The 19166-nt window shown below is 67.7% G+C and carries 16 protein-coding genes; 7 read left to right on the top strand and 9 right to left on the bottom strand.

Annotated features, from left to right (window positions below):
* Nucleotides 1-113 precede the first annotated feature (113 nt).
* Nucleotides 114-3104: a TonB-dependent receptor domain-containing protein gene (locus tag ASC79_RS17405; protein ID WP_082532194.1), complete on the bottom strand. Its 2991-nt coding sequence runs from the start codon at nucleotides 3102-3104 to the stop codon at nucleotides 114-116.
* Between the two features lie 248 nt (nucleotides 3105-3352).
* On the opposite strand from ASC79_RS17405, the gene ASC79_RS17400 reads away from it, so the two are divergent.
* Together ASC79_RS17400 and ASC79_RS17395 are read left to right on the top strand one after the other, a co-directional pair.
* Nucleotides 3353-4996, top strand: a complete 1644-nt coding sequence (locus ASC79_RS17400; protein ID WP_056106316.1) for a putative 2OG-Fe(II) oxygenase — start codon at nucleotides 3353-3355, stop codon at nucleotides 4994-4996.
* A gap of 141 nt (nucleotides 4997-5137) precedes the next feature.
* Nucleotides 5138-6412 carry a dicarboxylate/amino acid:cation symporter gene (locus ASC79_RS17395; protein ID WP_056021528.1) on the top strand — a complete coding sequence of 425 codons (1275 nt, stop codon included), beginning with the start codon at nucleotides 5138-5140 and terminating at the stop codon, nucleotides 6410-6412.
* On the opposite strand, the gene ASC79_RS17390 is transcribed toward ASC79_RS17395, so the two are convergent.
* From ASC79_RS17390 to ASC79_RS21165, 4 genes are all read right to left on the bottom strand, one after another.
* Nucleotides 6409-7464: an alpha/beta fold hydrolase gene (locus ASC79_RS17390; RefSeq protein ID WP_056021531.1), complete on the bottom strand. Its 1056-nt coding sequence runs from the start codon at nucleotides 7462-7464 to the stop codon at nucleotides 6409-6411. The genes ASC79_RS17395 and ASC79_RS17390 overlap by 4 nt on opposite strands.
* A gap of 70 nt (nucleotides 7465-7534) precedes the next feature.
* Nucleotides 7535-8512 (bottom strand): CorA family divalent cation transporter, encoded by a 978-nt coding sequence (locus ASC79_RS17385; RefSeq protein ID WP_056021533.1) that lies wholly within the window; start codon nucleotides 8510-8512, stop codon nucleotides 7535-7537.
* A 69-nt stretch (nucleotides 8513-8581) separates the two neighbouring features.
* Complete coding sequence (locus ASC79_RS21170) at nucleotides 8582-8731, bottom strand: hypothetical protein (protein ID WP_156378369.1); 150 nt, start codon at nucleotides 8729-8731, stop codon at nucleotides 8582-8584.
* A gap of 64 nt (nucleotides 8732-8795) precedes the next feature.
* Nucleotides 8796-8936: a hypothetical protein gene (locus ASC79_RS21165; protein ID WP_156378370.1), complete on the bottom strand. Its 141-nt coding sequence runs from the start codon at nucleotides 8934-8936 to the stop codon at nucleotides 8796-8798.
* Between the two features lie 104 nt (nucleotides 8937-9040).
* On the opposite strand from ASC79_RS21165, the gene ASC79_RS17380 reads away from it, so the two are divergent.
* Nucleotides 9041-9439: a GFA family protein gene (locus tag ASC79_RS17380; protein ID WP_082532192.1), complete on the top strand. Its 399-nt coding sequence runs from the start codon at nucleotides 9041-9043 to the stop codon at nucleotides 9437-9439.
* Here the strand turns inward: ASC79_RS17380 and ASC79_RS17375 are convergent.
* Both ASC79_RS17375 and ASC79_RS17370 read right to left on the bottom strand, forming a co-directional pair.
* A complete protein-coding gene (locus tag ASC79_RS17375; protein WP_056021539.1) occupies nucleotides 9436-10521 on the bottom strand; it encodes a Ca2+-dependent phosphoinositide-specific phospholipase C in 1086 nt (361 codons plus the stop codon). The two genes, ASC79_RS17380 and ASC79_RS17375, sit on opposite strands and share 4 nt — an antisense overlap.
* Before the next feature lie 43 nt (nucleotides 10522-10564).
* Complete coding sequence (locus ASC79_RS17370; protein ID WP_056021542.1) at nucleotides 10565-11056, bottom strand: NUDIX hydrolase; 492 nt, start codon at nucleotides 11054-11056, stop codon at nucleotides 10565-10567.
* Between the two features lie 130 nt (nucleotides 11057-11186).
* Here ASC79_RS17370 and ASC79_RS17365 point away from each other — a divergent pair, with 130 nt between their 5' ends.
* A complete protein-coding gene (locus ASC79_RS17365; RefSeq protein ID WP_082532228.1) occupies nucleotides 11187-12812 on the top strand; it encodes an EAL domain-containing protein in 1626 nt (541 codons plus the stop codon).
* A complete protein-coding gene (locus ASC79_RS17360; protein WP_056021549.1) occupies nucleotides 12812-13315 on the top strand; it encodes a GNAT family N-acetyltransferase in 504 nt (167 codons plus the stop codon). The genes ASC79_RS17365 and ASC79_RS17360 overlap by 1 nt, the downstream gene beginning before the upstream one ends.
* Before the next feature lie 2 nt (nucleotides 13316-13317).
* Here the strand turns inward: ASC79_RS17360 and ASC79_RS17355 are convergent, their stop codons facing one another.
* Complete coding sequence (locus ASC79_RS17355; protein ID WP_056021552.1) at nucleotides 13318-15162, bottom strand: DUF885 family protein; 1845 nt, start codon at nucleotides 15160-15162, stop codon at nucleotides 13318-13320.
* 185 nt (nucleotides 15163-15347) lie between these two features.
* Here ASC79_RS17355 and ASC79_RS17350 point away from each other — a divergent pair, with 185 nt between their 5' ends.
* Nucleotides 15348-16361: a fatty acid desaturase gene (locus ASC79_RS17350; RefSeq protein WP_200937221.1), complete on the top strand. Its 1014-nt coding sequence runs from the start codon at nucleotides 15348-15350 to the stop codon at nucleotides 16359-16361.
* A gap of 95 nt (nucleotides 16362-16456) precedes the next feature.
* Complete coding sequence (locus ASC79_RS17345) at nucleotides 16457-18088, top strand: acyl-CoA synthetase (RefSeq protein WP_082532189.1); 1632 nt, start codon at nucleotides 16457-16459, stop codon at nucleotides 18086-18088.
* 15 nt (nucleotides 18089-18103) lie between these two features.
* Here ASC79_RS17345 and ASC79_RS17340 read toward each other — a convergent pair whose 3' ends face one another.
* Complete coding sequence (locus tag ASC79_RS17340; RefSeq protein WP_056021559.1) at nucleotides 18104-19129, bottom strand: NADP-dependent oxidoreductase; 1026 nt, start codon at nucleotides 19127-19129, stop codon at nucleotides 18104-18106.
* Nucleotides 19130-19166: the final 37 nt, after the last annotated feature.

Here is a 19166-nt window from a genome sequence, read left to right as displayed (position 1 = left end):
CCTCCCGCAAACAAGAAGGGCGCCGGTCTTTCGACCGACGCCCTCCACCGCCAAGGACGCAGCGGTTTGTGGCGACAGGGGCGGTGGGGCCGCCCCTGTCTCCGATTTCAGTCCTAGAAACGCTTGCGCACGCCCACGTAGTAGGTGCGGCCCATGACGTCGTAGTTCTGTTGGTCGTAGTTGTATTCGGTGTCGCCAGCCTGCGGCGGGTTCTGGTTGAACAGGTTGTTCACGCCAAAGCGCAGGTCGGTCTCCCACGGAAGCTTCACGCGGCTGTTCAGGTCGAAGATGTTGTAGGCCTTCACACCACGCGCGGTGCTGTTCGGGCTGACGACCACGGCCGAGTTCTTCATCTCGCTGATATAGCGCCAACGGAGGCCGATGCTGGCCGGGCCGCGGGTGTAGGTCGCCGAGGTGACCGACTTCCATTCCGGGTGAGCCTGACCGGCGCTGGTCTCGACGGCCGTACCCCAGGTGCCGGCGTAGTCGTAGGTCGCCGCGTTCGGCAGGTTCTGGATCTTGAACTGGTCCAACCAGCCGATAGAGACGTTGATCGCCAGCGCGCCGGCGTCTTCGCTCAGGCCGACGTCCATCAGGTCGATGTTCCAGTCGAACTGGAAGTCGATGCCGGTGGTTTCGAACTGACCAAGGTTCTGCAGCGGCTGAACGGGGTTCAGCGGCACGCCGGACGCCGTGTTACGGGCGATCAGCTGGCAGTAGTAGTTGTTCGGATCGTACGTCGGGTTGGCGCCGCCGGCGTTGTAGCAGAACTGGAAGGAGTTCTTGATCGGCAGGCTGCCGACGGCGTCCTTCACCTTGATGCTGTAGTAGTCGATCGAGGCCGACATGCGGCTCAGCAGCGGGTGCTCGAACGGCGAGGTGACGACCGCACCGAACGAGAAGGTGTCGGCGGTTTCTTCCTGCAGGTCCGGGTTGCCGCCGGTGAGGGCGAACACCTGGGCCGTACCGAGCTGGTAGCTGTCGATGATCGCGGTCGGAACACCCTGGGTCAGGCAGAGCGCCCGGACCTGAGCGGCGTTCGCGCCCTGACGGAACGACGAACGGACATCGCAGGGGTCGCCGTCGGTGTTGGTCGGGCCGGCGGTGCCGATGGCGACCGAACCCGTCGAGACCGGCGCGTAGAGTTCGCCGACGCTCGGGGCGCGGATGGCGCGGTTGTAGCCGCCGCGGAAGCGCAGGCTGTCGATCACCGACCAGTCGAAGTCGACCTTGTAGGTGCTGATCGCGCCGACCGACGAGTAGTCCGAGAAGCGGTAGCCGAGGTTGGTGTTCAGCTCCTTGACGAACGGCAGATCCTTGACGATCGGGATCAGCAGTTCGCCGAAGGCTTCGTAGGTGTCGACCGAGCCGGAGGCGTCGCGCAGCACGCTGTAGCCCAGCACGTCGGACGTGCCGTCGGGCTGGTTCAGCTGGGTGTCCGGGGTGAAGGTGTACTCGTTCGAGCGGTAGTCGACGCCGGCCGCGAAGCGGATCTCGCCGGCAGGCAGTTCGAACAGGCCGCCCTGGACGCTGGCTTCAACGATGCGCTGTTCCAGCTCGTTCTGGTTCAGCGTGCGGCGGCTGATGTAGCGGATGCAGTCGCCCGACGGGGTCAGGTTGCCGAAGGGGTTCCAGCCGCCGGTGCAGTACTCGGTGCCGCCGGTGGGGCTGCGCAGCAGGCGATTGACAGCGCTGGCGCTGGCGCCGCCGGTCTGCTCGTTGTCGAACTTGGCCTTCGAGAACGAAGCGTAGGCGTCCCAGGTCCAGTCCTTGAAGCCGACGTCGCCCGAGAGGCCGCTGGTCAGCTGGTAGACGGTGTACTCATAGCGCTGGATCCGCGGGCCGAGGATGTCCAGAGCCTTGTAGAAGGTGAAGTCTGCGCCGGGGGTGGGACGCGAAGCCAGGATGCCGCGGAAGTCGGCCGGAATGAACGGGTTCGAGACCGGAACGGTCAGGCCGTAGACGTTCGAGGCCAGGGTCGGGTTCGAAATGCCGACCGACTCGTAGTCCGTGAAGGTGAACTGCGTGAAGAACCGGAGATTGTCGGTCAGGTCATAGTCGATCTTGCCGAACACCGAATAGCGGTCGAGATCCGACTGCATCGAGGCGCCGTCATAGCCGAAGTTGACCTGCTGTTGGCTGCCCGAGGCGTTCGAGTTGACGATGTACGCGGTGTTGGTCTGGGGGTCGCGGAAGTTCTGCACCCGCACGCCGGCGGTCGAGAAGATCGTCTGGTCGGTATTGAAGCCGATTTGGCCGGTGTAACGGCCGGCAGCGTTGCCCGGCAGCGCGGCCGTGCCGTACTGGCCAACGAACACGCCGTTGACCGAAGCCAGGGTCGGCAGGTTCGCGCCGAACAGCACGGTGCCTTGCGGGATGGTCGACAGACCCGGCGTCGTCAGGCGGAAGACGAACCAGTCGCGGGCGCTCTGCAGCGCGATGTCGCGGTTGGTGTAGTCAACCGACAGAACGGCGCGGCCGCGGCCCTCGTCGAACGCCCGGCCGGCGGTGAGCGAAACCTTGAAGGACTCGCCGTCGCCGTGTTCCGAGATGCCGTACTGGCTGTCGACCGTGATGCCGTCGAAGTTGCGCTTCAGGCGGAAGTTCACGACGCCGGCGGTGGCGTCCGAACCGTAGGCCGTCGAGGCGCCGCCGGTGATGACTTCAACGTTCTCGATAAGGGCTTCAGGGATGGTGTTGAGGTCGACCGAACCGTCCGGGTTCGACGGCTGCAGGCGACGGCCGTCCATCAGGATCAGGGTGCGCTTGGCGCCGAGGCCGCGCAGCGAGGCGTAGGACTGGCCGCCATTGAGGCCGGTCGAGGTCGAGCCAGTGTTGCCCTGGCCGAACGAGCCGGAGAATTGGGGCATCTGCGACAGCGACTTTTCGACGGTCACCTGTCCGGTGTTCTCGATGGCCGCTTGGCCGACGGACACGATCGGGCTGTTGGCGACATAGTCGGGCCGGGCGATACGCGAGCCGGTGACGACCACTTCTTCAACGGCGGTGGAGCTGTCCTCCTGCGCCTGGGCAACGCCGCCAGCGAGCAACGCGCCGTAGGCGACACCCCCGACCATCAGCCACTTCAAGGTACTCGAATTCATCCGTCCGCCCTTATTATTTGACGACGCACCCCTCGCGCGTCCGAGCCCAAGACGCAGGGGTTCTGAGGACCCACATGTCCGATCCGTAATTTTTTGCAGTGCGGCGCCGAGCACTTCACGAGTGCGGCTTTTGCGTCTCGCCTACACATCCGGCGCCCACTGGACAGGCTCGGCAGGGCGTTCGCACAATGTGCGCGCACGCTCGCGCATCGGGCTCGCCAATGCTCAGTGAACGGAAGTCGAGACGCTTGTCCGCCGCCATCCCGCCTCCGCCCTCCCCAACCGTATCCCAGATGCTGGAACAGGCCCGCGCGCTTGGACGGGCCGGCCGGCTGGCCGAAGCCGAGCGCGCCTATCGCGGAGTGCTGGCGCAGGCCCCGGACTGTGTCCAAGCTGCTGCGGCGCTCGCCCGCTTGCTGACCGCCGGCGGCCGGGCCGCTGAGGCCGAGGTGTTGGTCCGCCCGTTCACCCAAGGCGAGGCTGCGTGGCACGAGGCGCTGTCCGCCCGCGCCGCGGCGCTGAAGGCGCTGGATCGCAAGCCGGAGTCGTTGGCCGACTACGCCCGCGCCGCCCAGCTCAACCCGACCAGCGGCGTCGCGGCCCACAATGTCGCCTCAGGCCTTGGGGACGCAGGCCGCGACCGTGAAGCCGCCGCCGAAGCGGAACGCGCCTTCTCACTCGGGTTGGATGCGCCCGAGACCTGGCTTGTCTACGGCCGCGCCCTTCAAGGCCTGCGCAGGTTCGAAAAGGCGCAGACGGCGTTCCGTACGGCGGTGACCAAGCGGCCCGGCTATGCGGACGCGCTGCGCGACCTGGGCCAGCTGATCTGGATGCGCTCGGGCGACGCGGCGCTGGCGTTGGCGCCGATCAATGCAGCCCTGGACGCTGCGCGGTCGCAGCCAGCGCTAGGCCCCGTCCTGTCCGGCGTTAAGATCCGGCTGCTCAACCATATCGCGGGCGAAGAAGAGGCCTTGGCTTTCGCGCAGGCGGCGCTTGCGGCGGCTCCCGGCGATCTACGCCTGGCGCTCGAAACGGCCGCCCTTTCGCTGAGCGTCGCGCCCGAACGCAGCCGCGATCTTTGCGCATCGGTACTGGCCCGCAGCCCGCGCGATCAGTCCGCCAGACGAACGATGGCCCACGCCCACCTCGCCCTGGGCGAGGCAAGCGCCGCCGCCCAGATCGCCGAGCACCTGCTGGCCGAGAACCCGATCGATCAGGAGGCGGCCGCAGCCCTGGCGACCGCACGACGGCTGGCGGGCGATGAGAGATATCGCGACCTTTGGGACTATGGCGCCCTGGTCCGCGCCCAGACGATCGATACGCCGCGCGGCTGGAGCACCCTGGACGCCTATCTGGGCGACCTGCGCGTAGCCCTCGCCGACCTGCATGCCCTGCAGGCCCACCCGGTCGAGCAGTCAGTGCGCGGCGGCACCCAGACCTCGCAGAACCTGCTGGCCTCCGAGCATCCCGCCATACGCGCCTTCTTCGAGGCGATCGAAGGGCCGATCGGTGCGTATCGCGCCGCAGTCGGGATCGGGGACGACATGTTCCGCGGCCGCAACCGCGGCGGCCACAGGGTGCTCGGCGCGTGGTCGGTACGGCTGCGCCCCGGCGGCTTCCACGTCGATCACATCCACCCGCAGGGCTGGATCTCGTCGGCCTGCTACATCGACGTGCCGCAGGCCCTCGGGGCCGGCGAGGACGATCGCGCCGGATGGCTGCGCTTCGGCGCGCCGCCGATCCCCACCCGGCCGGCGCTGGAGGCCGAGCATTTCGTTCGGCCGCAGCCCGGCCTGCTGGCGCTGTTCCCATCTTACATGTGGCACGGCACCGTGCCGTTCGGCGGCGATCAGGTACGCACCACCATCGCGTTCGACGTGGTCCCGGACTAGGGCCGGCGCGCTTTCGAGCGCAAAGGTTATGACCGGGCGACGATTTGGCATGAGGCGCCGAGGCCCGCGTGCGTCTTGATGGAAAGTCGGAATTTCGCGGCGAGGCCGCGCCGACCGCCTTCCACGAGCCGTGAGCAGCCTATGAACCGCCGTTTCGCCCTGCTGATTGTCCTTTCCATGGTGCTGGGCGTGGGGGTCGGGTGGGCGTGCAACCAGTTCCTGAGCCCCGAACAGGCCAAGCAGGCCGCCGAAAACCTGTCGCTGATCACCGACGTCTTCCTGCGCCTGATCAAGATGATCATCGCGCCGCTGGTGTTCACCACCCTGGTCGCGGGCATCGCCCACATGGAGGACGCCGCCGCCGTCGGCCGGATCGGCGCCAAGACCATGGGCTGGTTCATCGGCGCCTCCGTCGTCTCGCTGCTTGTCGGGCTGATGATGGTGCACCTGCTGCAGCCGGGCGCGGGTCTGCACCTGGAGACCGCGGCCGCCGCCGCGCCCACCGCAGCCAGCACCGACGCCTTCACCCTGAAGGGCTTCATCACCCACCTGGTGCCGACCTCGATCGTCGACGCAATGGCCAAGAACGAGATCCTGCAGATCGTCGTCTTCTCGCTGTTCGTCGGCACCGCGGTCGCCGCGGTCGACGATCGTGCGCCGGCCGTGGCCGTCCTGGTCGAACAGGGCGCCCAGATCATGCTGAAGGTCACCGAGTTCGTGATGAAGTTGGCCCCGCTGGCCATCTTCGCGGCGTTGGCCTCGACCATCGCGACGCAGGGCCTGGCCATGCTGGCGGTCTACGGCAAGTTCGTCGTCGGCTTCTATGCGACCATGGGCGTGCTGTGGGTGCTGCTGTTCATCGCCGGCTTCCTGGTGATCGGCAAACGCGTGGTGCCGCTGTTCGGCGTCATCCGCACGCCGGCCCTGCTGGCCTTCTCGACCGCCAGTTCGGAAGCCGCCTATCCCCGCATCCTGGACGCCCTGCCCAAGGTCGGCGTCCGCCGCCGCATCGTCTCGTTCGTGCTGCCGCTGGGGTACTCGTTCAACCTCGACGGCTCGATGCTCTACTGCACGTTCGCGACCATCTTCATCACCCAGGCGCACGGCGTGCACCTGACGGTCCAGCAGCAGATCTTCATGCTGCTGCTGCTGATGGTGACCTCGAAGGGCATCGCCGGCGTGCCACGCGCCTCGCTGGTGGTGATCATGGCCACCCTCACCTACTTCGGCCTGCCCGAAGCCTGGATCGCCATCGTGCTCGGCGTCGACCATCTGCTGGACATGGGGCGCTCGGCGACGAACGTGGTCGGCAACTCGGTCGCGGCCGCGGTCGTGGCCAAGTGGGAGGGCGAACTGGAGGACATCGAGGACCAGGATCCCGACGCGCCCGGAGAGCCCGTGAAGGCGAGCGTCTAACCGGCCGCCGGCTTGGCCCAGGCGCAGACGCCCAACGTCGCGCCTGCCTTCAGCTTGCGTTCGGCTTGCGCCTTGGGAACCGCCAGCGAGCGACCCGAGGCGCAGAGGACAGTAAGGTCGGCATGACCGGCCACGTCCAGCAGCAGCTGATCCCAATGGCGATACTGCACGTCGTGCCCCTCGCCCGGATACAGCCGCATCTCGACGACGTTCGGCAACTGGGCCTTCCAGCGTTCAGCCGTCTCCACCGTGACCAAGGTGTCGGCCGTCCCCTGGTAGATGAAGGCCGGCGCCTTGACCGCCGAGAGGTCTGGGGAAGGACCGCAGTATCGCATGACCTCGGCGACCTCGGGCGCGGGGTCGCCCATCTGGCCACGGATGTAGAACGCTCGTGCGCCCTCGTCATAGGCGCGGTCGGCGAAGCCGGGGATCTTGTGGGTCGGGCTGTCCTTCGGGAAGCCCCACCAGGTCTTGGGGTTCTGCACCTGGGACTTCATGAACGCGGTGAGTTGATCGGCGCTCAGCTTGCAGACGGCGTCCTCGGGCGGGCGCTGGGTCGCAGCCGCCAGCAGGTGAAGGGAGATCAGGCGCTCAGGCATCGCCGCAGCCACCTGCGCCATGTACGGTCCGCCGCCCGAGATCGCCACGCCCGAGGCGCGCTGGACCTGCAGATGGTCGAGCACCGCGCGCACTTCGGCGACATAGTCGGCATAACCCCATCCTGCCCTGATCGGGCTGTCGCCAAAGCCGTTACGCTCGACCGTGATGAAGCGCAGCTTCAGCTGCTTGCGCATCGATTTCAGGAATTCGGTCATCTCGAAGGCGCGCGCGCTGGTGCCGGTCCCGCCCATGAACAGGACTGGCCGGAAACCAGGCTCGCCGGTGTCAGTGAAATGGACCGTGCGCCCGTCGGCGGTCTTCAAGGTCTGGACCGCGACGCCAAGGTCGTCGAAGACCGCGGGCAGGTCGCCGACCTTGGCGACGCTGGGGGCCTCGGCGTGGGCGGCGCTGGCCAGCAGACAGGCAGCAAGCGTCAGGCTCAGGATCTTCAACGGCGTCTCTCCCCAGGGTCGTTGGCCTCACTAGACGCGGTTCGGGGCGCGTTTCCAGGGCGCCGTGGCGTCAGGACATGACCCGCATCCGCCGCAGCAGCCAGTAGGCGCCTCCCACCACCGCCAGACAGAGCCCGCAGGCCGCTGCGAAGCCCGCGTGCGAGGCGGCGAAGGGCATGCCCTCGAGGTTCATTCCGAAGGCGCCAACAATCACTGTCGGCGGGATCAGCAGGCTCGACATCACCGTCAGCGCCTTCATGCTGCGATTGGTGGCGCTGGTGATCTGGGTGTCGATCTCTTCGTGCACGAGCCGGGCCCGCTCCTGCAGACTGGCGGCTTCACGGTCTAGGTCTTCGGCTTCCTGCGCCAGGCGGGGAAGGTGCGATGACAGCAGATCCACCCCGTGGGCGGCGCGCGGCGCGCAGGCGCGGTGCAGGGCGCTGCGCAAGCCAAGGTACTCGCGGTGATCGCGCGACAGGCTCCGGCGGGTGGGCCCAAGCTTCAATCCCTCGACCTCACCGTGTCCCCCCAGCATGTGATCCTCGACACGATCCAGCGCCTCCGCGGCGGCGTGCAGCCGCATCTCCGAGACGTCGACATAGCGTTCGATCAGGCGGATCACGGCGTCCGCCGGTGCCTGGAGGCGCTCACCGCGCTCGGCCTCGCGCCGCACCTCATCGACGACGCGCAGCGCCTGGCGGCGGGCGGTGACCAGGCGCCGCTCGGAGAGGGCGAACAACAGTCGACCGGCGCCGTTGGCGCGGCCGTCAAGGTCACGCTCGAAGTCGGGAAGGACGCCATAGGCCCAGGCGCCGCTGAACTGGATCTGCACGCGCTGCTCCGTGCGCAGGATCAAGTCGCGCGCCGCGGCGGGCATTTCGGCGAAGTCTTCGAGGTGGAGACGCGCGCGTTGGTCGCTCAGGGGGAAGTGGGTCCAGACCCACGCCTGCGGGCAGGCCGGATGGGCATGCGCGGTGGCCTCGGTCAGAGGCCGCGCGAGGCCGTCGTCGAACAGGTAGGCCCAAAGGAAGGCGCTGGCTTGCCCCATCGTGCGACGATCTCCCGAGCCTGGCTCGGAACGGTCATGCGACGCGGAGATGACAAGCCGATGACGGCCCTAGACCGCGAGGTCCCGCAGGAACGAGATGGTCTCGGCCGCCGCCAGCAGCAGCGCCCCGACGACGATCATGTCGAACGCTCGGCGCGCCCAGACCATCAGGGGGTTGCGGCGGGGAGCCTGCACTTCTTCGGCGAATGTGAACCGCATTGTGTCCTCCGTCGGGACGTTTTGCCCAGTCGGAGGAGTGCGAACGCAAGGCGCGGGCCAGTTGCTACTTGGCCAGCATGGCCCAGCTCCAGAGTCCGAAGCAGGCGAACAGCAGCGTCCAGATGAAGACGCGAACGATCACCCACCCGTTCGGAGCCGGCTTCCGCGGGGACGGTTCCTCATACTGGATCGAGAAACGGGTCATGCGCGAAATATAACGACGTTCCGTCAACTGCCCGTAAACGCTTTTGGTTAGTTTCAGCGGCCTTAACCCTAATGCTCGCGTCAAGGCTTCAGGAGATTGACCAAATGCACGCCGGATCCTGCCTTTGCCGTGCTGTCCGCTTCGAGGTCGAAGGCGATCTGCCGCCGATCCAGCTCTGTCATTGCGGCGACTGCCGCAAGGCTCAGGGCGGGCCGTTCGGCGCCAATATTCCGCTGGAAACCCGTAACGTGCGGATGCTCAGCGGCGAGGCCGAGCTGACCGCCTACGAGTCGTCGCCGGGCAAGGAGCGGGTGTTCTGCCGCCGGTGCGGCGGGCCATTGTTCAGCCGGCTGGCGAGCAAGCCCGGGTTCATCCGCCTGCGGGCCGGGACGCTGGATGCGCCGGTCGGGGCGAAACTGGACTTCCACTTCTACGTCGACTCCAAAGCCGACTGGTGGCCGATCACCGACGACCTGCCGCAGTATCCGGACGCGCGGCCCTAGCGCGCCGGGCTGCGCCGCGCGGTTCCCCCGCCGGGCAGTTGGACGCTGTAGGCGCCCAGGCGCGGGTCAGGCGCCATGTAGTCGGTCGAGACGTACTGCGCGCCGGAGCTGAACGCAGCCTGCTGGCGGCTGAGATCGCCATTGCGCGCCTCGAGCGTGTCGGCGTCGGCGCGGGTGCGGACGATGAAACCGGCCTTCACCGCCGCGGCGATGCGGGCGGCCTGCTCCTTGGGCTCGTTGAGGGTGATGTAGCCGGCGGCCGGCGACGTCTCATCGATGTTCACGAACATCGCCCGTCCCTCCAGCGAGCGCCGCTGGCCGCGGTAGAGGGTGACCTGCTCGGGCGGCGCGTCGAGCGCGAACATCACCTTGCCGCGGGCGGCCTTCAGGGTCGGCCAGTCGCCTGCCAGCACCGCCTCGCGCAGGCTGGCGCGGCGGCCCTGGACGCTGCCTGGCGTGATCAGTTCGCCGGGCTGGAAGACTGACAGGATCTCGGCGTCCACCGCGTCCATGGCGGCGGCGTCGAAGGCGAGGGCCTCGACCGTTCCGGGGACGTTCAGCCCGCCCTCCTTGAGGTTCAGGAGGATGAGGATCGGCAGGTGATCGGGGTGCGCCTTCGACCAGGCCGCCACCTCCTTCAGGCAATCGGTGAAGCGCGCGCAGCTGGAGCGGTAGTCGATGTCCTGGACGTGCATGACCTTCATCCCCGGCCCCTGCAGCGGCGCGAGGTCGTACGGGATGTCGGGCGCCATCTTCATCGCCAGGGGCGAAGCATAGCGACCGCCGCCCGGGTCATTCAACAGATCGAGCTCGAGCTGGCGCGCACCGGCGCCCAGCTGGGCGGCCAGCGGCGGATGGGCGTAGTCCAGGCCGTCAGCCTGCTTGGGATCAACAACCCGCAGCAACGCCATCTGCCTGGGCGCGATCGCCTGCTTGTATGAGTTGTGGGTGCCGATCGCCTGCAGATCGTTGACCTTGAGCGCATCGACCGCCGCGCGGGTGCATCCGGGCTCGCCGTTGGGCGTCTCTAGATCGCAGCTTGCGGAGATGGCCGCGGCCGCGGCGAGAATGGTGATCAGCATGCCCCTCCCCTATCGCGCCGAGACGGCGCCCCGATGACAGCGTTCAGCCGGCGGCGCTGACGACGCTGATCTCCAGCGGCGACGCAGGGTGCTCGCCGCGCGCCGCCGCGCCGATCAGCTCGCAGAAGCGTTCGGGCCAGATCCTGTCGGTGGTCGCGGCGATTTCCTCCAGGCTCCACCAGCGGATGTCGTCGATGAGGTCAAGCTCATGAGCCTCCCAGCCCGCTCGGGAGACCTCCCCGCCACGGCAGCGCGCGACGATGTAGCTTTCCTTGAACAACGCCATTTCGCCGCTCGCGAGCATGCTGACCGCCTCGCGTGTCCACACGATGGGCCCCAGCTCGACATTCTCGACGAAGCCTGTCTCCTCGGCGATCTCGCGCAGCGCGGCTTCCAGCAGCGTTTCCCCCGGCTCGACACCGCCGCCGACGGTGAACCAGGACGACGTGCTGCGGTTCGGCAGTCGTCCCTTGAGCAGGAGGATCCGTCCGTCGTCGTCGAACAGCAGCACCCGGGCTGTCAGGCGTTCGCGCATGCATCCTCCCTGGCTTCGAAGACGAGAAGACTTAGCCGTTCGCCCCATTTAAGGCGAACCACGGTCTCAACGTGAAATTAATCGCGTCTGGCAAGTATGCGGCGCCCGTCGCGGGATGGAGACCGTCCGCTTGTCCTTAGCCCCTCAACGCCTGCTCGGCTTCGCCTTCGCGAGCGCGGATCTCCTGCTGGAGCTCGCGCCCGACGGCCGGATCGGATTGGCCATCGGGGCCAGCGAGGCGCTGTCCGGTTCGGCGGAGACCGATCTGGTCGGCCGCGCCTGGCGCGACTTCATCGATCCGCGGGACCGGGCGATGGTCGATGCGCTGCTCGCCGGCCTCAAGGACGGCGGACGCGGCGGCCCGATCGTGGTCGGTCTGGCCAGCGACGGCGGAGCCGAGCGCGCAGCCGCGATGAGCGCGTTCAAGATGCCCGGCAACGGCGGGGCCGTATCCTGCGCTTTCAGCCGCGCGGCGCCCAAGACCAGCCATGACCTGCACGACAAGGCCGCGTTTGAGGCGGCGGCAGGCGCCCTGATCGAGGCGGCGCGCGCGACCGGGCAGGAACTGGAGATGGCGTTCCTGGAGTTCGGCGGCCTGGCGGCGCTGCGTGAACGGGTGGCCCCCGAAGCCTTCCTCGCGCTCGAGCAGCGCCTGATCGGCGGTCTTCGCGCGCAGTCCCATGGCGGGTCCGCCGCGGCCAGCCTGGGCTCCGACCGCTTCGCCCTGGTGCGTCAGAAGGGCGAGGGCGTCGACGCCCTGGTTCAAAGGCTCATCACCCAGATCTCGTCCGATTCAAGCTCAGGCCTGCACGCCAATGCGCGGCTGATGACGCTTCAGTCCACCGCCTCGCCCGCGCAACTGGCCCGCGCGATCCGCTATGCGCTGGACAACTTCATCAACGAAGGCGTCAGCGACGGCGGGACGCTCGACCTGAACGAGATGGTCGATCGCTCGATCAAGAAGACCCTGGCCGACGTCGGGGTGCTGGGCGCGGCGGTGAACGACAAGCGCTTCCGCCTTGTCTACCAGCCGGTCGTCGATCTGAAGGCTGGTTCGACCCTGCACCACTACGAGATGCTGGTCCGCTTCGGCGACAGCGCCAGCCCCTATCCGATGATCCGCATGGCAGAGGAGCTCGACATGATCGAACCTCTGGACATCGCGGTCGTCGAGGAAACCGTCGCCCGTCTTGCGGCGGAGCCGGGATTGAAGCTCGCGGCGAACGTCTCTGGCCGCACGATCATCAGCCCCGCCTTCATCCAGGCCGTGCGTCAGATGCTGGCCAAGTCGCCGACCGTCGCCGGGCGGCTGCTGCTGGAGATCACCGAGAGCGCGGCGATCGACGACCTGGCCCTTGCCGACCGCCACCTGTCCACCCTGCGCCAGGAAGGCTGCGTGATCTGCCTGGACGACTTCGGCGCGGGCGCCGCGTCCCTGGCCTATCTGCAGCAACTGACCCTCGACATCGTCAAGATCGATGGCCGCTACATCCGCGAACTGCAGCACGGCGGCCGCGAGAGCACCTTCATCCGTCATCTGGTGCGCATGTGCGCCGAGCTTAAGGTCCGGACCATCGCCGAGATGGTGGAGAACGCCGCCGCCGAGGACGCCGTGCGGCGCGCCGGGGTCGACTTCGCCCAGGGCTGGCTCTACGGCGCGCCAAGCGACGCCCCCGCCTCCGTCATCGCTCCGGCGGTCGTCGGCACGCCCCGTCCGGCGGCGCGCCGCGTCGGCTCGATCGACAGCTGGGGCTGATGGGGCAACCGAGCTTCGTCACCGCGCGCCTGAGGCTTCGTCCCAGGCAGTTCAGCGACCTGGACGCCAGCATCGCCATCAACAGCGATCACGATGTGATGCGCTATCTCGGCGCGGTCTGGCCGCCCGAACGTCAACGCACCCATCTGACCGCTCAGATCCAAACCGACTTCGGCGAGGGCCTCGGATACTGGAGCCTCTTCGAACATGCCGCGCCGACCACCCTGCTGGGCTGGGCGCTGCTGACGCCCCTGCCAGGCTCCGACGATGTCCAGATCGGCTATCGCCTACGCAAGAACGCCTGGGGCCGCGGCCTGGCGACCGAAGCCGGCGCCTGCCTCCTCGACCATGCCTTCCAGGCGCTGCGCCTGCCGGCCATCGCCGCGAGCGTGCACCCGGACAACCTTGGCTCACAGCGCGTCTTGGCCAAGCTCGGGCTGTCGGACGTCGGGACCTACGAGACCGGCGGCAAGGTGGAGCGCCTCTACCGCCGGCTCGCCTGAGGTCAGCTCCGCGCCGTGGCGATGTACTGATCGACCACCGCCTCGAGGACGGTCAGCGGCATCGCCCCTGACAACAGCCCGGCGTCATGGAACTTGCGGATGTCGAAGCTCGCGCCCATCGCGGACTTGGCCTTCTCCCGCAGCCGCAGCCACTCCAGCTTGCCGACCATGTAGCTGCAGGCCTGCCCCGGCCAGACGACATAGCGTTCGATCTCGGTGGTCGAGGCCGTGGTCGGCGTGCCGCTGATGGCGCTCATCGTCTCGATCGCCTTCTCGCGACTCCAGCGCTTGGCGTGCATGCCGGTGTCGACCACCAGGCGTGCGGCGCGGAACAGCGCCGCCTGGATGTAGCCGATCTCGCCGCGCGGATCGCCATCATAGACGCCCATCTCGCGGGCCAGCTCCTCGGCATAGAGCGCCCAACCCTCGCCATAGGCCGACAGGAAGGTGGCGCGGCGTATCATCGGCAGGTCGGCCTCCTGCTGCAGCGACAACTGGAGATGATGGCCCGGCACGCCCTCATGATAGGTCAGGGTCGGCAGCGCCCACTTCGGATACTCCGCCGTGTCGCGCAGGTTGATCCAGTAGATGCCCGGCCGCGAGCCATCGAGGCTGGGCTGATTGTAGTAGCCGCCGGGAGCGGCCGCCTCGATCGTCTTGGGCACCCGCTTGATCTGAAGCGGCGCCTTGGGCAGCGCATCGAAGTACTCGGGAAGGCGCTTGGTGGTCGCCGCGACCATCTCCATCAGGTCGGCGATCAGCTTTTCCTTGCCCGGATCGGTGTTCGGATAGTGGTAGCGCTTGTCCTTGTAGAGCGCCTGGATCCGCTCGCCGACGCTGCCCTTGGTCAGGCCCTCTCCGCGCAGCAGCACGTCGGCGCGCGACTGCAGCGCCTTGGCCTGTTCCAACCCGATATTGTGCACCTCCTCGGCGCTCAGGCGCGTCGTGGTCGAGCCGTGCAGGGCCTGCTCGTAATAGGCCTCGCCATCCGGCTGACGCCAGACGCCCGCGTCGTGCCAGGCCTTGCCCTGGGTCTCCTTGAAGAGGGCGACCTGGCGCTCCAGCGCGGGCGCCACCTTCTCGGCGTAGATCTTGGCGGCCTGGCCGGCATAGTCGCCTGCGATGCCCTTGTCCTTGGCCCGGCGGGCGACCGAGGTCACCAGGCCCGAGGCCTCCGGCGCCACCAGCATGCCCTGCATCTGCGGCAGGGCGCGGGCGATGATGAAGTCCGGCGGGATGACGCCCGCGCCGATATCCTTGCGGGCGCGTTCGACCTCCTGATCGATGATCGCTCCGAAGTCGGCCAGGCGCGATAGATAGGCGTCCGCGTCCTCCTTGGTCTCGATGCGATGCTGATTGTCGAGCCAGTCGGGCGTCGACTGATAGGAACCGCTCAGCTGCGAGATCATGTAGGGCACGCCCGCGCCCAGATAGCCGTAGTCGAACCGCTGGTTGGCGGCCTCGGCGGTCTCGAGATTGAAGAGCACGCTGTCGTAGTTCACGCCCGGCATGCCCGAGAGCTGCGCGCGGTCGATCGCCTTCAACTCGGCCAACTGTGCGGTGTTCAGAGCCTTCGCCCGCGCCTTCTCGGCGAGCGAGCTGTCGTCGAGCTTGAACTTGGCCTGGGCGCGCTCGCCCTTGTCGAGGCCGAGCCCGGTGACCAGTTGCGGCGAATCGTCCAGCGCCTGGTCGAAAATCTTCTCCAGGAAGGCGGTCAGTTGCGCGGCCGCATCAGGGGCCGGCGCGGGCGGCGGCGCTGCGAAAGGCGGGGCCGCGGCCTTGCTGGCGCAACCGCCCAGGATGGCGAGCGCGCCGGCGGAAAGAAGTAGATGTCGGCGACTGTGCATGTCCGCCCCCCAAACTGTCACAATGTGACGCGACCCTAGGGGCGCCGGCGATCCCGCGACAAGGCATGGCCGTGGCGCGCCCTGTTAATTCCCCCTAATGCCATGCCGCCCTTCAAAGTGCTGTCGTAGAACCACCGCATTCTGCTGACAGGATCTTCCCGCCCATGTGACGGAACCTGGACCACGTGACCGACCCCAAGCCCGCCGACTGGAGCCGTAAGCTCTCCGCGTACAAGCGCCCGCGTTTGTCACGCAGCATCTTCGAACTGGCGCTGACCGCCTCCGCCCTGATTGGCCTTTGGGGCCTAGGCTGGGCTGCGTTCCATTTCGGCCTCTGGTGGCTCGCCCTTCTGCTCAGCATTCCGGCCGCAGTCTTCCTGGTCCGGCTGTTCATGATCCAGCATGACTGCGGTCACGGGTCGTTCTTCGAGGACAAGGCCGCCAACGACTGGGTGGGGCGGACCATCGGCCTGTTGACCCTGACGCCATACGACTACTGGCGCCGGACCCACGCCATGCACCACGCCACCTCCGGCAACCTGGACCGCCGAGGCCTTGGCGTGATCGAGATGCTTACCGTCGAGGAGTACCTCGCCCTCCCACCGATCAGGCGGCTGGGCTATCGGCTCTATCGCAACCCGGCGGTGATGTTCGGCCTGGGCCCGACCTTCGTCTTCTTCCTGCAGCAGCGCCTGCCGATCGGGCTCATGAAGGAGGGATGGCGTCCCTGGGCCTCGACGCTCGGAAACACCGCCGTGGCCGCCGTCGGCGTCGGGGTGATGATGTGGCTGCTGGGCGTCGCGCCTGTGATCCTCGTCAACTTCACGACCATGGTGGTCGCAGCCACGATCGGGGTCTGGCTCTTCTTCGTGCAGCACCAGTACGAAGGGGTCGCCTGGGCGCGGAACAAGGAATGGAACCGCGACGACGCCGCCCTGCACGGCAGCTCGCACTACGACCTGCCGCAGCCGCTGCGCTGGCTGACCGCCAACATCGGCATCCACCACGTTCACCACCTGTCCAGCCGCATTCCCTTCTATCGGCTGCCGCAAGTGCTGAAGGACCATCCGGAACTGCACGACGTCAGCCGCATCGGCCTGTGGGAAAGCTTCAGGAACGCCCGCCTGGCGCTGTGGGACGAAGCCGCACAGCGTCTGGTGTCGTTCCGCGACATCCGCCATCTGGCCCGCGCTGCTTAGGGCGCTTGCGGCCCCTGCCCTGGGGTCAACGTTGACACTCGGCGGCGGGTGCCCCCCACTTCCTCCCAAAATACAAAAGCATGGGAGGAGACGTGGTGAGCGCGTGGACATTCGCTGACGTCTGGGAGGCGATCGCCGCCAAACAGCCTGACCATCCGGCCCTGATTCAGGGCGACCGCGTCGTGACCTGGGGCCAGTTCGACGCCCGCGCCGACGCTTTGGCAGCACATCTGGTCGCGAACGGCCTTTCAGCCGACGCGAAGGTCGCCGCCTACCTCTACAACGGTCCAGAGTACCTCGAGACCTACTACGCAGCCTTCAAGGCCGGCATGGCGCCGCTCAACACCAACTACCGCTATGGCGGCGAAGAACTGACCTACCTGTTCGACAACGCCGACGCCGAGGCCGTGGTCTTCCACGCCGGCTTCGCCGACACCCTGGAGCCGCTGCGGGCCAAGTTGCCGACCGTGAAGCGCTGGATCGCGGTCGCCGAGCCCGGCCACCCTGCTCCGGCCTGGGCCGACGACTATGAGACGGTCGTAGCCGCGCCGCCCGCCCAGCGCCCGTTCAGAGCGCCTTGGGGCCGTTCGCCCGACAATCTGGTGCTGCTCTACACGGGCGGCACCACCGGCATGCCCAAGGGCGTGATGTGGCGTCAGGACGACCTGTTCAACGTGATCGGCGCCGGCGGCCACGCCCTGATGGGCCTGCCGCCGCTGGAGCACCCGCAGGACGTCAGCGGCCGGATCGGCTCATACCCGCCCCCCATGACCCTTGTCTGCTGCCCGCTCATGCACGGCACCGGGCAATTCTCGGCGTTCATCACCCTCAACATCGGCGGCACGGTCGCCAGCCTGCCCTCGCGCAACTTCAACGCCATGGAACTGTGGGACGAGGCCGTGCGGCTGCAGGCGGGCAACATCGTCATCGTCGGTCTCGCCTTCTCGACACCGATGCTGGAGGCGCTGGAGGCCAATCCCGGGCGCTGGGACCTGTCCAACGTCAAGGCGATGAGTTCGTCCGGCTCAATGTGGAGCCAGGAGAACAAGCGCGGCCTGCTGAGCCACGCGCGCAACGCGATGATCATGGACTCGTTCGGCTCGTCCGAAGCCGTCGGCCTGGGGGCCTCGGCCTCGGCGCCCGGCGCGGAAGCCGCAACGGCGGCCTTCATGCTCGGCCCCAATTGCGCGGTCTTCACCGAGGAGGGCCGGCGTGTGGAGCCCGGCTCGGGCGAGCGCGGGCTTGTCGCGGTCTCGGGCTTCCTGCCGACGGGCTACTACAAGGACCCGGAGAAGAGCGCCAAGACGTTCAAGACCATGGAAGGGCAGCGCTGGAGCGTTCCGGGCGACTGGGCCGAGGTCAATCTGGACGGAACCCTGAAGCTGTTGGGACGCGGCAGCCAATGCATCAACACCGGCGGCGAAAAGGTCTTCCCTGAAGAGGTCGAAGAGGCCCTGAAGACCCACCCCTCGGTGCGCGACGCCGTGGTGGTGGGCGTGCCCGACCCGCGCTTCGGCGAGCGGATCTGCGCTGTCGTCGAGCCCGAGCCCGATGCTGCTCCGCCCAGCCTGGAGGACATGGCCGCCCACGTCCGCTCGCGCCTGGCGGCCTACAAGGCGCCGCGGGAGCTGGTCGTGGTGGCCAGCATCGGCCGCGCGCCCAACGGCAAGGTCGACTACAAGGCCAGCCGCGAACGGGCTCTGTCTGCCCTGGGGGTCGGGGCCTAGCCCCTCCCCGCCGCGTCAGGCGTGTTTCGGTTCCGGGGAGACCTGGATCAGCAGCTTGCCGTCATGGTCGCCGGTGAACAGCCTGCCCAGCGCGCCGACCGCGTTTTCCAGGCCATCGACCACGTGGACCTTCCACTTCAGCTGGTGGCTGGCGACCAGGGGCGCGAGCTCTGACAGGGCTTCGGAGGCGCGCGGCAGATAGTCGATGACGATGAAGCCCTTTATCAGGATGCGGTGCATCAGCACCCGCCCGAAATCCGTCGGCCCCGCGATCGGCCCTTCGGTGTTGTAGGTGGAGATCATCCCGCACAGCGGCATGCGGCTGTAGTTGTTCATGTGTCCGATGACGGCGTTCATGACTTCGCCGCCGACGTTCTCGAAGTTGATGTCGACGCCGTTGGGCGCCAGCCGCTCAAGCGCTGCGCTGACATCCTCCGACTTGTAGTCGATGGCCCCGTCGAACCCGAGTTCCTGCGTCAGCCAGCGGCACTTCTCCGGACCGCCGGCGATGCCGATGACCCGGCAGCCCTGCAGCTTGGCCAGTTGCCCGACGATCGATCCCACCGCCCCAGCGGCCGCCGAGACCACTACCGTCTCGCCCGGCTGCGGCTTGCCGATGTCGTTGAGCCCGAAGTAGGCCGTGAGCCCGGTCCCGCCGAGCACGCTCATGTAGGCGGTCAGCGGCACGTCGTTCAGATGCGGCACCCGGCGGGCCATGCCCTCGTGCACGATGGCGTAGTCCTGCCAGCCGCCGAGGCCGGCGTTGACGATCGTGCCCTCCGGCAAGCCCGGGTCGCGGGACTGCTCGACCACGCCGATCGCACCGCCGCGCATCACCTCACCGATCTGCACCGGCGGCAGGTACTGATCCTGGTCGCTCATCCAGATGCGATGGGTCGGATCGAGGGAAAGATAGATGTTGCGGACCAGCACCTCGCCCTCGTGCAGCTCCGGCGTCACGGTCTCGATCAATTCCAGGTCGTCCGGAACGATCTCTCCGGCCGGACGGCGACGCAGGATCCACTGACGATTGGTCGGCATGAGGCTTCCTTCCCTGAGGCCGGAGATCATGTGCCGC

The sequence above is a fragment of the Phenylobacterium sp. Root1290 genome, assembly GCF_001425305.1.
Taxonomy (GTDB): Bacteria; Pseudomonadota; Alphaproteobacteria; order Caulobacterales; family Caulobacteraceae; genus Phenylobacterium.
The sequence above is the reverse complement of the archived record's forward strand: the minus strand, read 5'-3'. Positions and strand labels throughout refer to the sequence as shown.

What these genes read in the sequence shown, in the direction of transcription:
- ASC79_RS17355 (WP_056021552.1), bottom strand. Translation starts at nt 15,162, where the DNA reads ATGCACAGTCGCCGACATCTACTTCTTTCCGCCGGCGCGCTCGCCATC.
- ASC79_RS17405 (WP_082532194.1), bottom strand. Translation starts at nt 3,104, where the DNA reads ATGAATTCGAGTACCTTGAAGTGGCTGATGGTCGGGGGTGTCGCCTAC.
- ASC79_RS21170 (WP_156378369.1), bottom strand. Translation starts at nt 8,731, where the DNA reads ATGCGGTTCACATTCGCCGAAGAAGTGCAGGCTCCCCGCCGCAACCCC.
- ASC79_RS17375 (WP_056021539.1), bottom strand. Translation starts at nt 10,521, where the DNA reads ATGCTGATCACCATTCTCGCCGCGGCCGCGGCCATCTCCGCAAGCTGC.
- ASC79_RS17340 (WP_056021559.1), bottom strand. Translation starts at nt 19,129, where the DNA reads ATGCCGACCAATCGTCAGTGGATCCTGCGTCGCCGTCCGGCCGGAGAG.
- ASC79_RS21165 (WP_156378370.1), bottom strand. Translation starts at nt 8,936, where the DNA reads ATGACCCGTTTCTCGATCCAGTATGAGGAACCGTCCCCGCGGAAGCCG.
- ASC79_RS17370 (WP_056021542.1), bottom strand. Translation starts at nt 11,056, where the DNA reads ATGCGCGAACGCCTGACAGCCCGGGTGCTGCTGTTCGACGACGACGGA.
- ASC79_RS17380 (WP_082532192.1), top strand. Translation starts at nt 9,041, where the DNA reads ATGCACGCCGGATCCTGCCTTTGCCGTGCTGTCCGCTTCGAGGTCGAA.
- ASC79_RS17385 (WP_056021533.1), bottom strand. Translation starts at nt 8,512, where the DNA reads ATGGGGCAAGCCAGCGCCTTCCTTTGGGCCTACCTGTTCGACGACGGC.
- ASC79_RS17360 (WP_056021549.1), top strand. Translation starts at nt 12,812, where the DNA reads ATGGGGCAACCGAGCTTCGTCACCGCGCGCCTGAGGCTTCGTCCCAGG.
- ASC79_RS17395 (WP_056021528.1), top strand. Translation starts at nt 5,138, where the DNA reads ATGAACCGCCGTTTCGCCCTGCTGATTGTCCTTTCCATGGTGCTGGGC.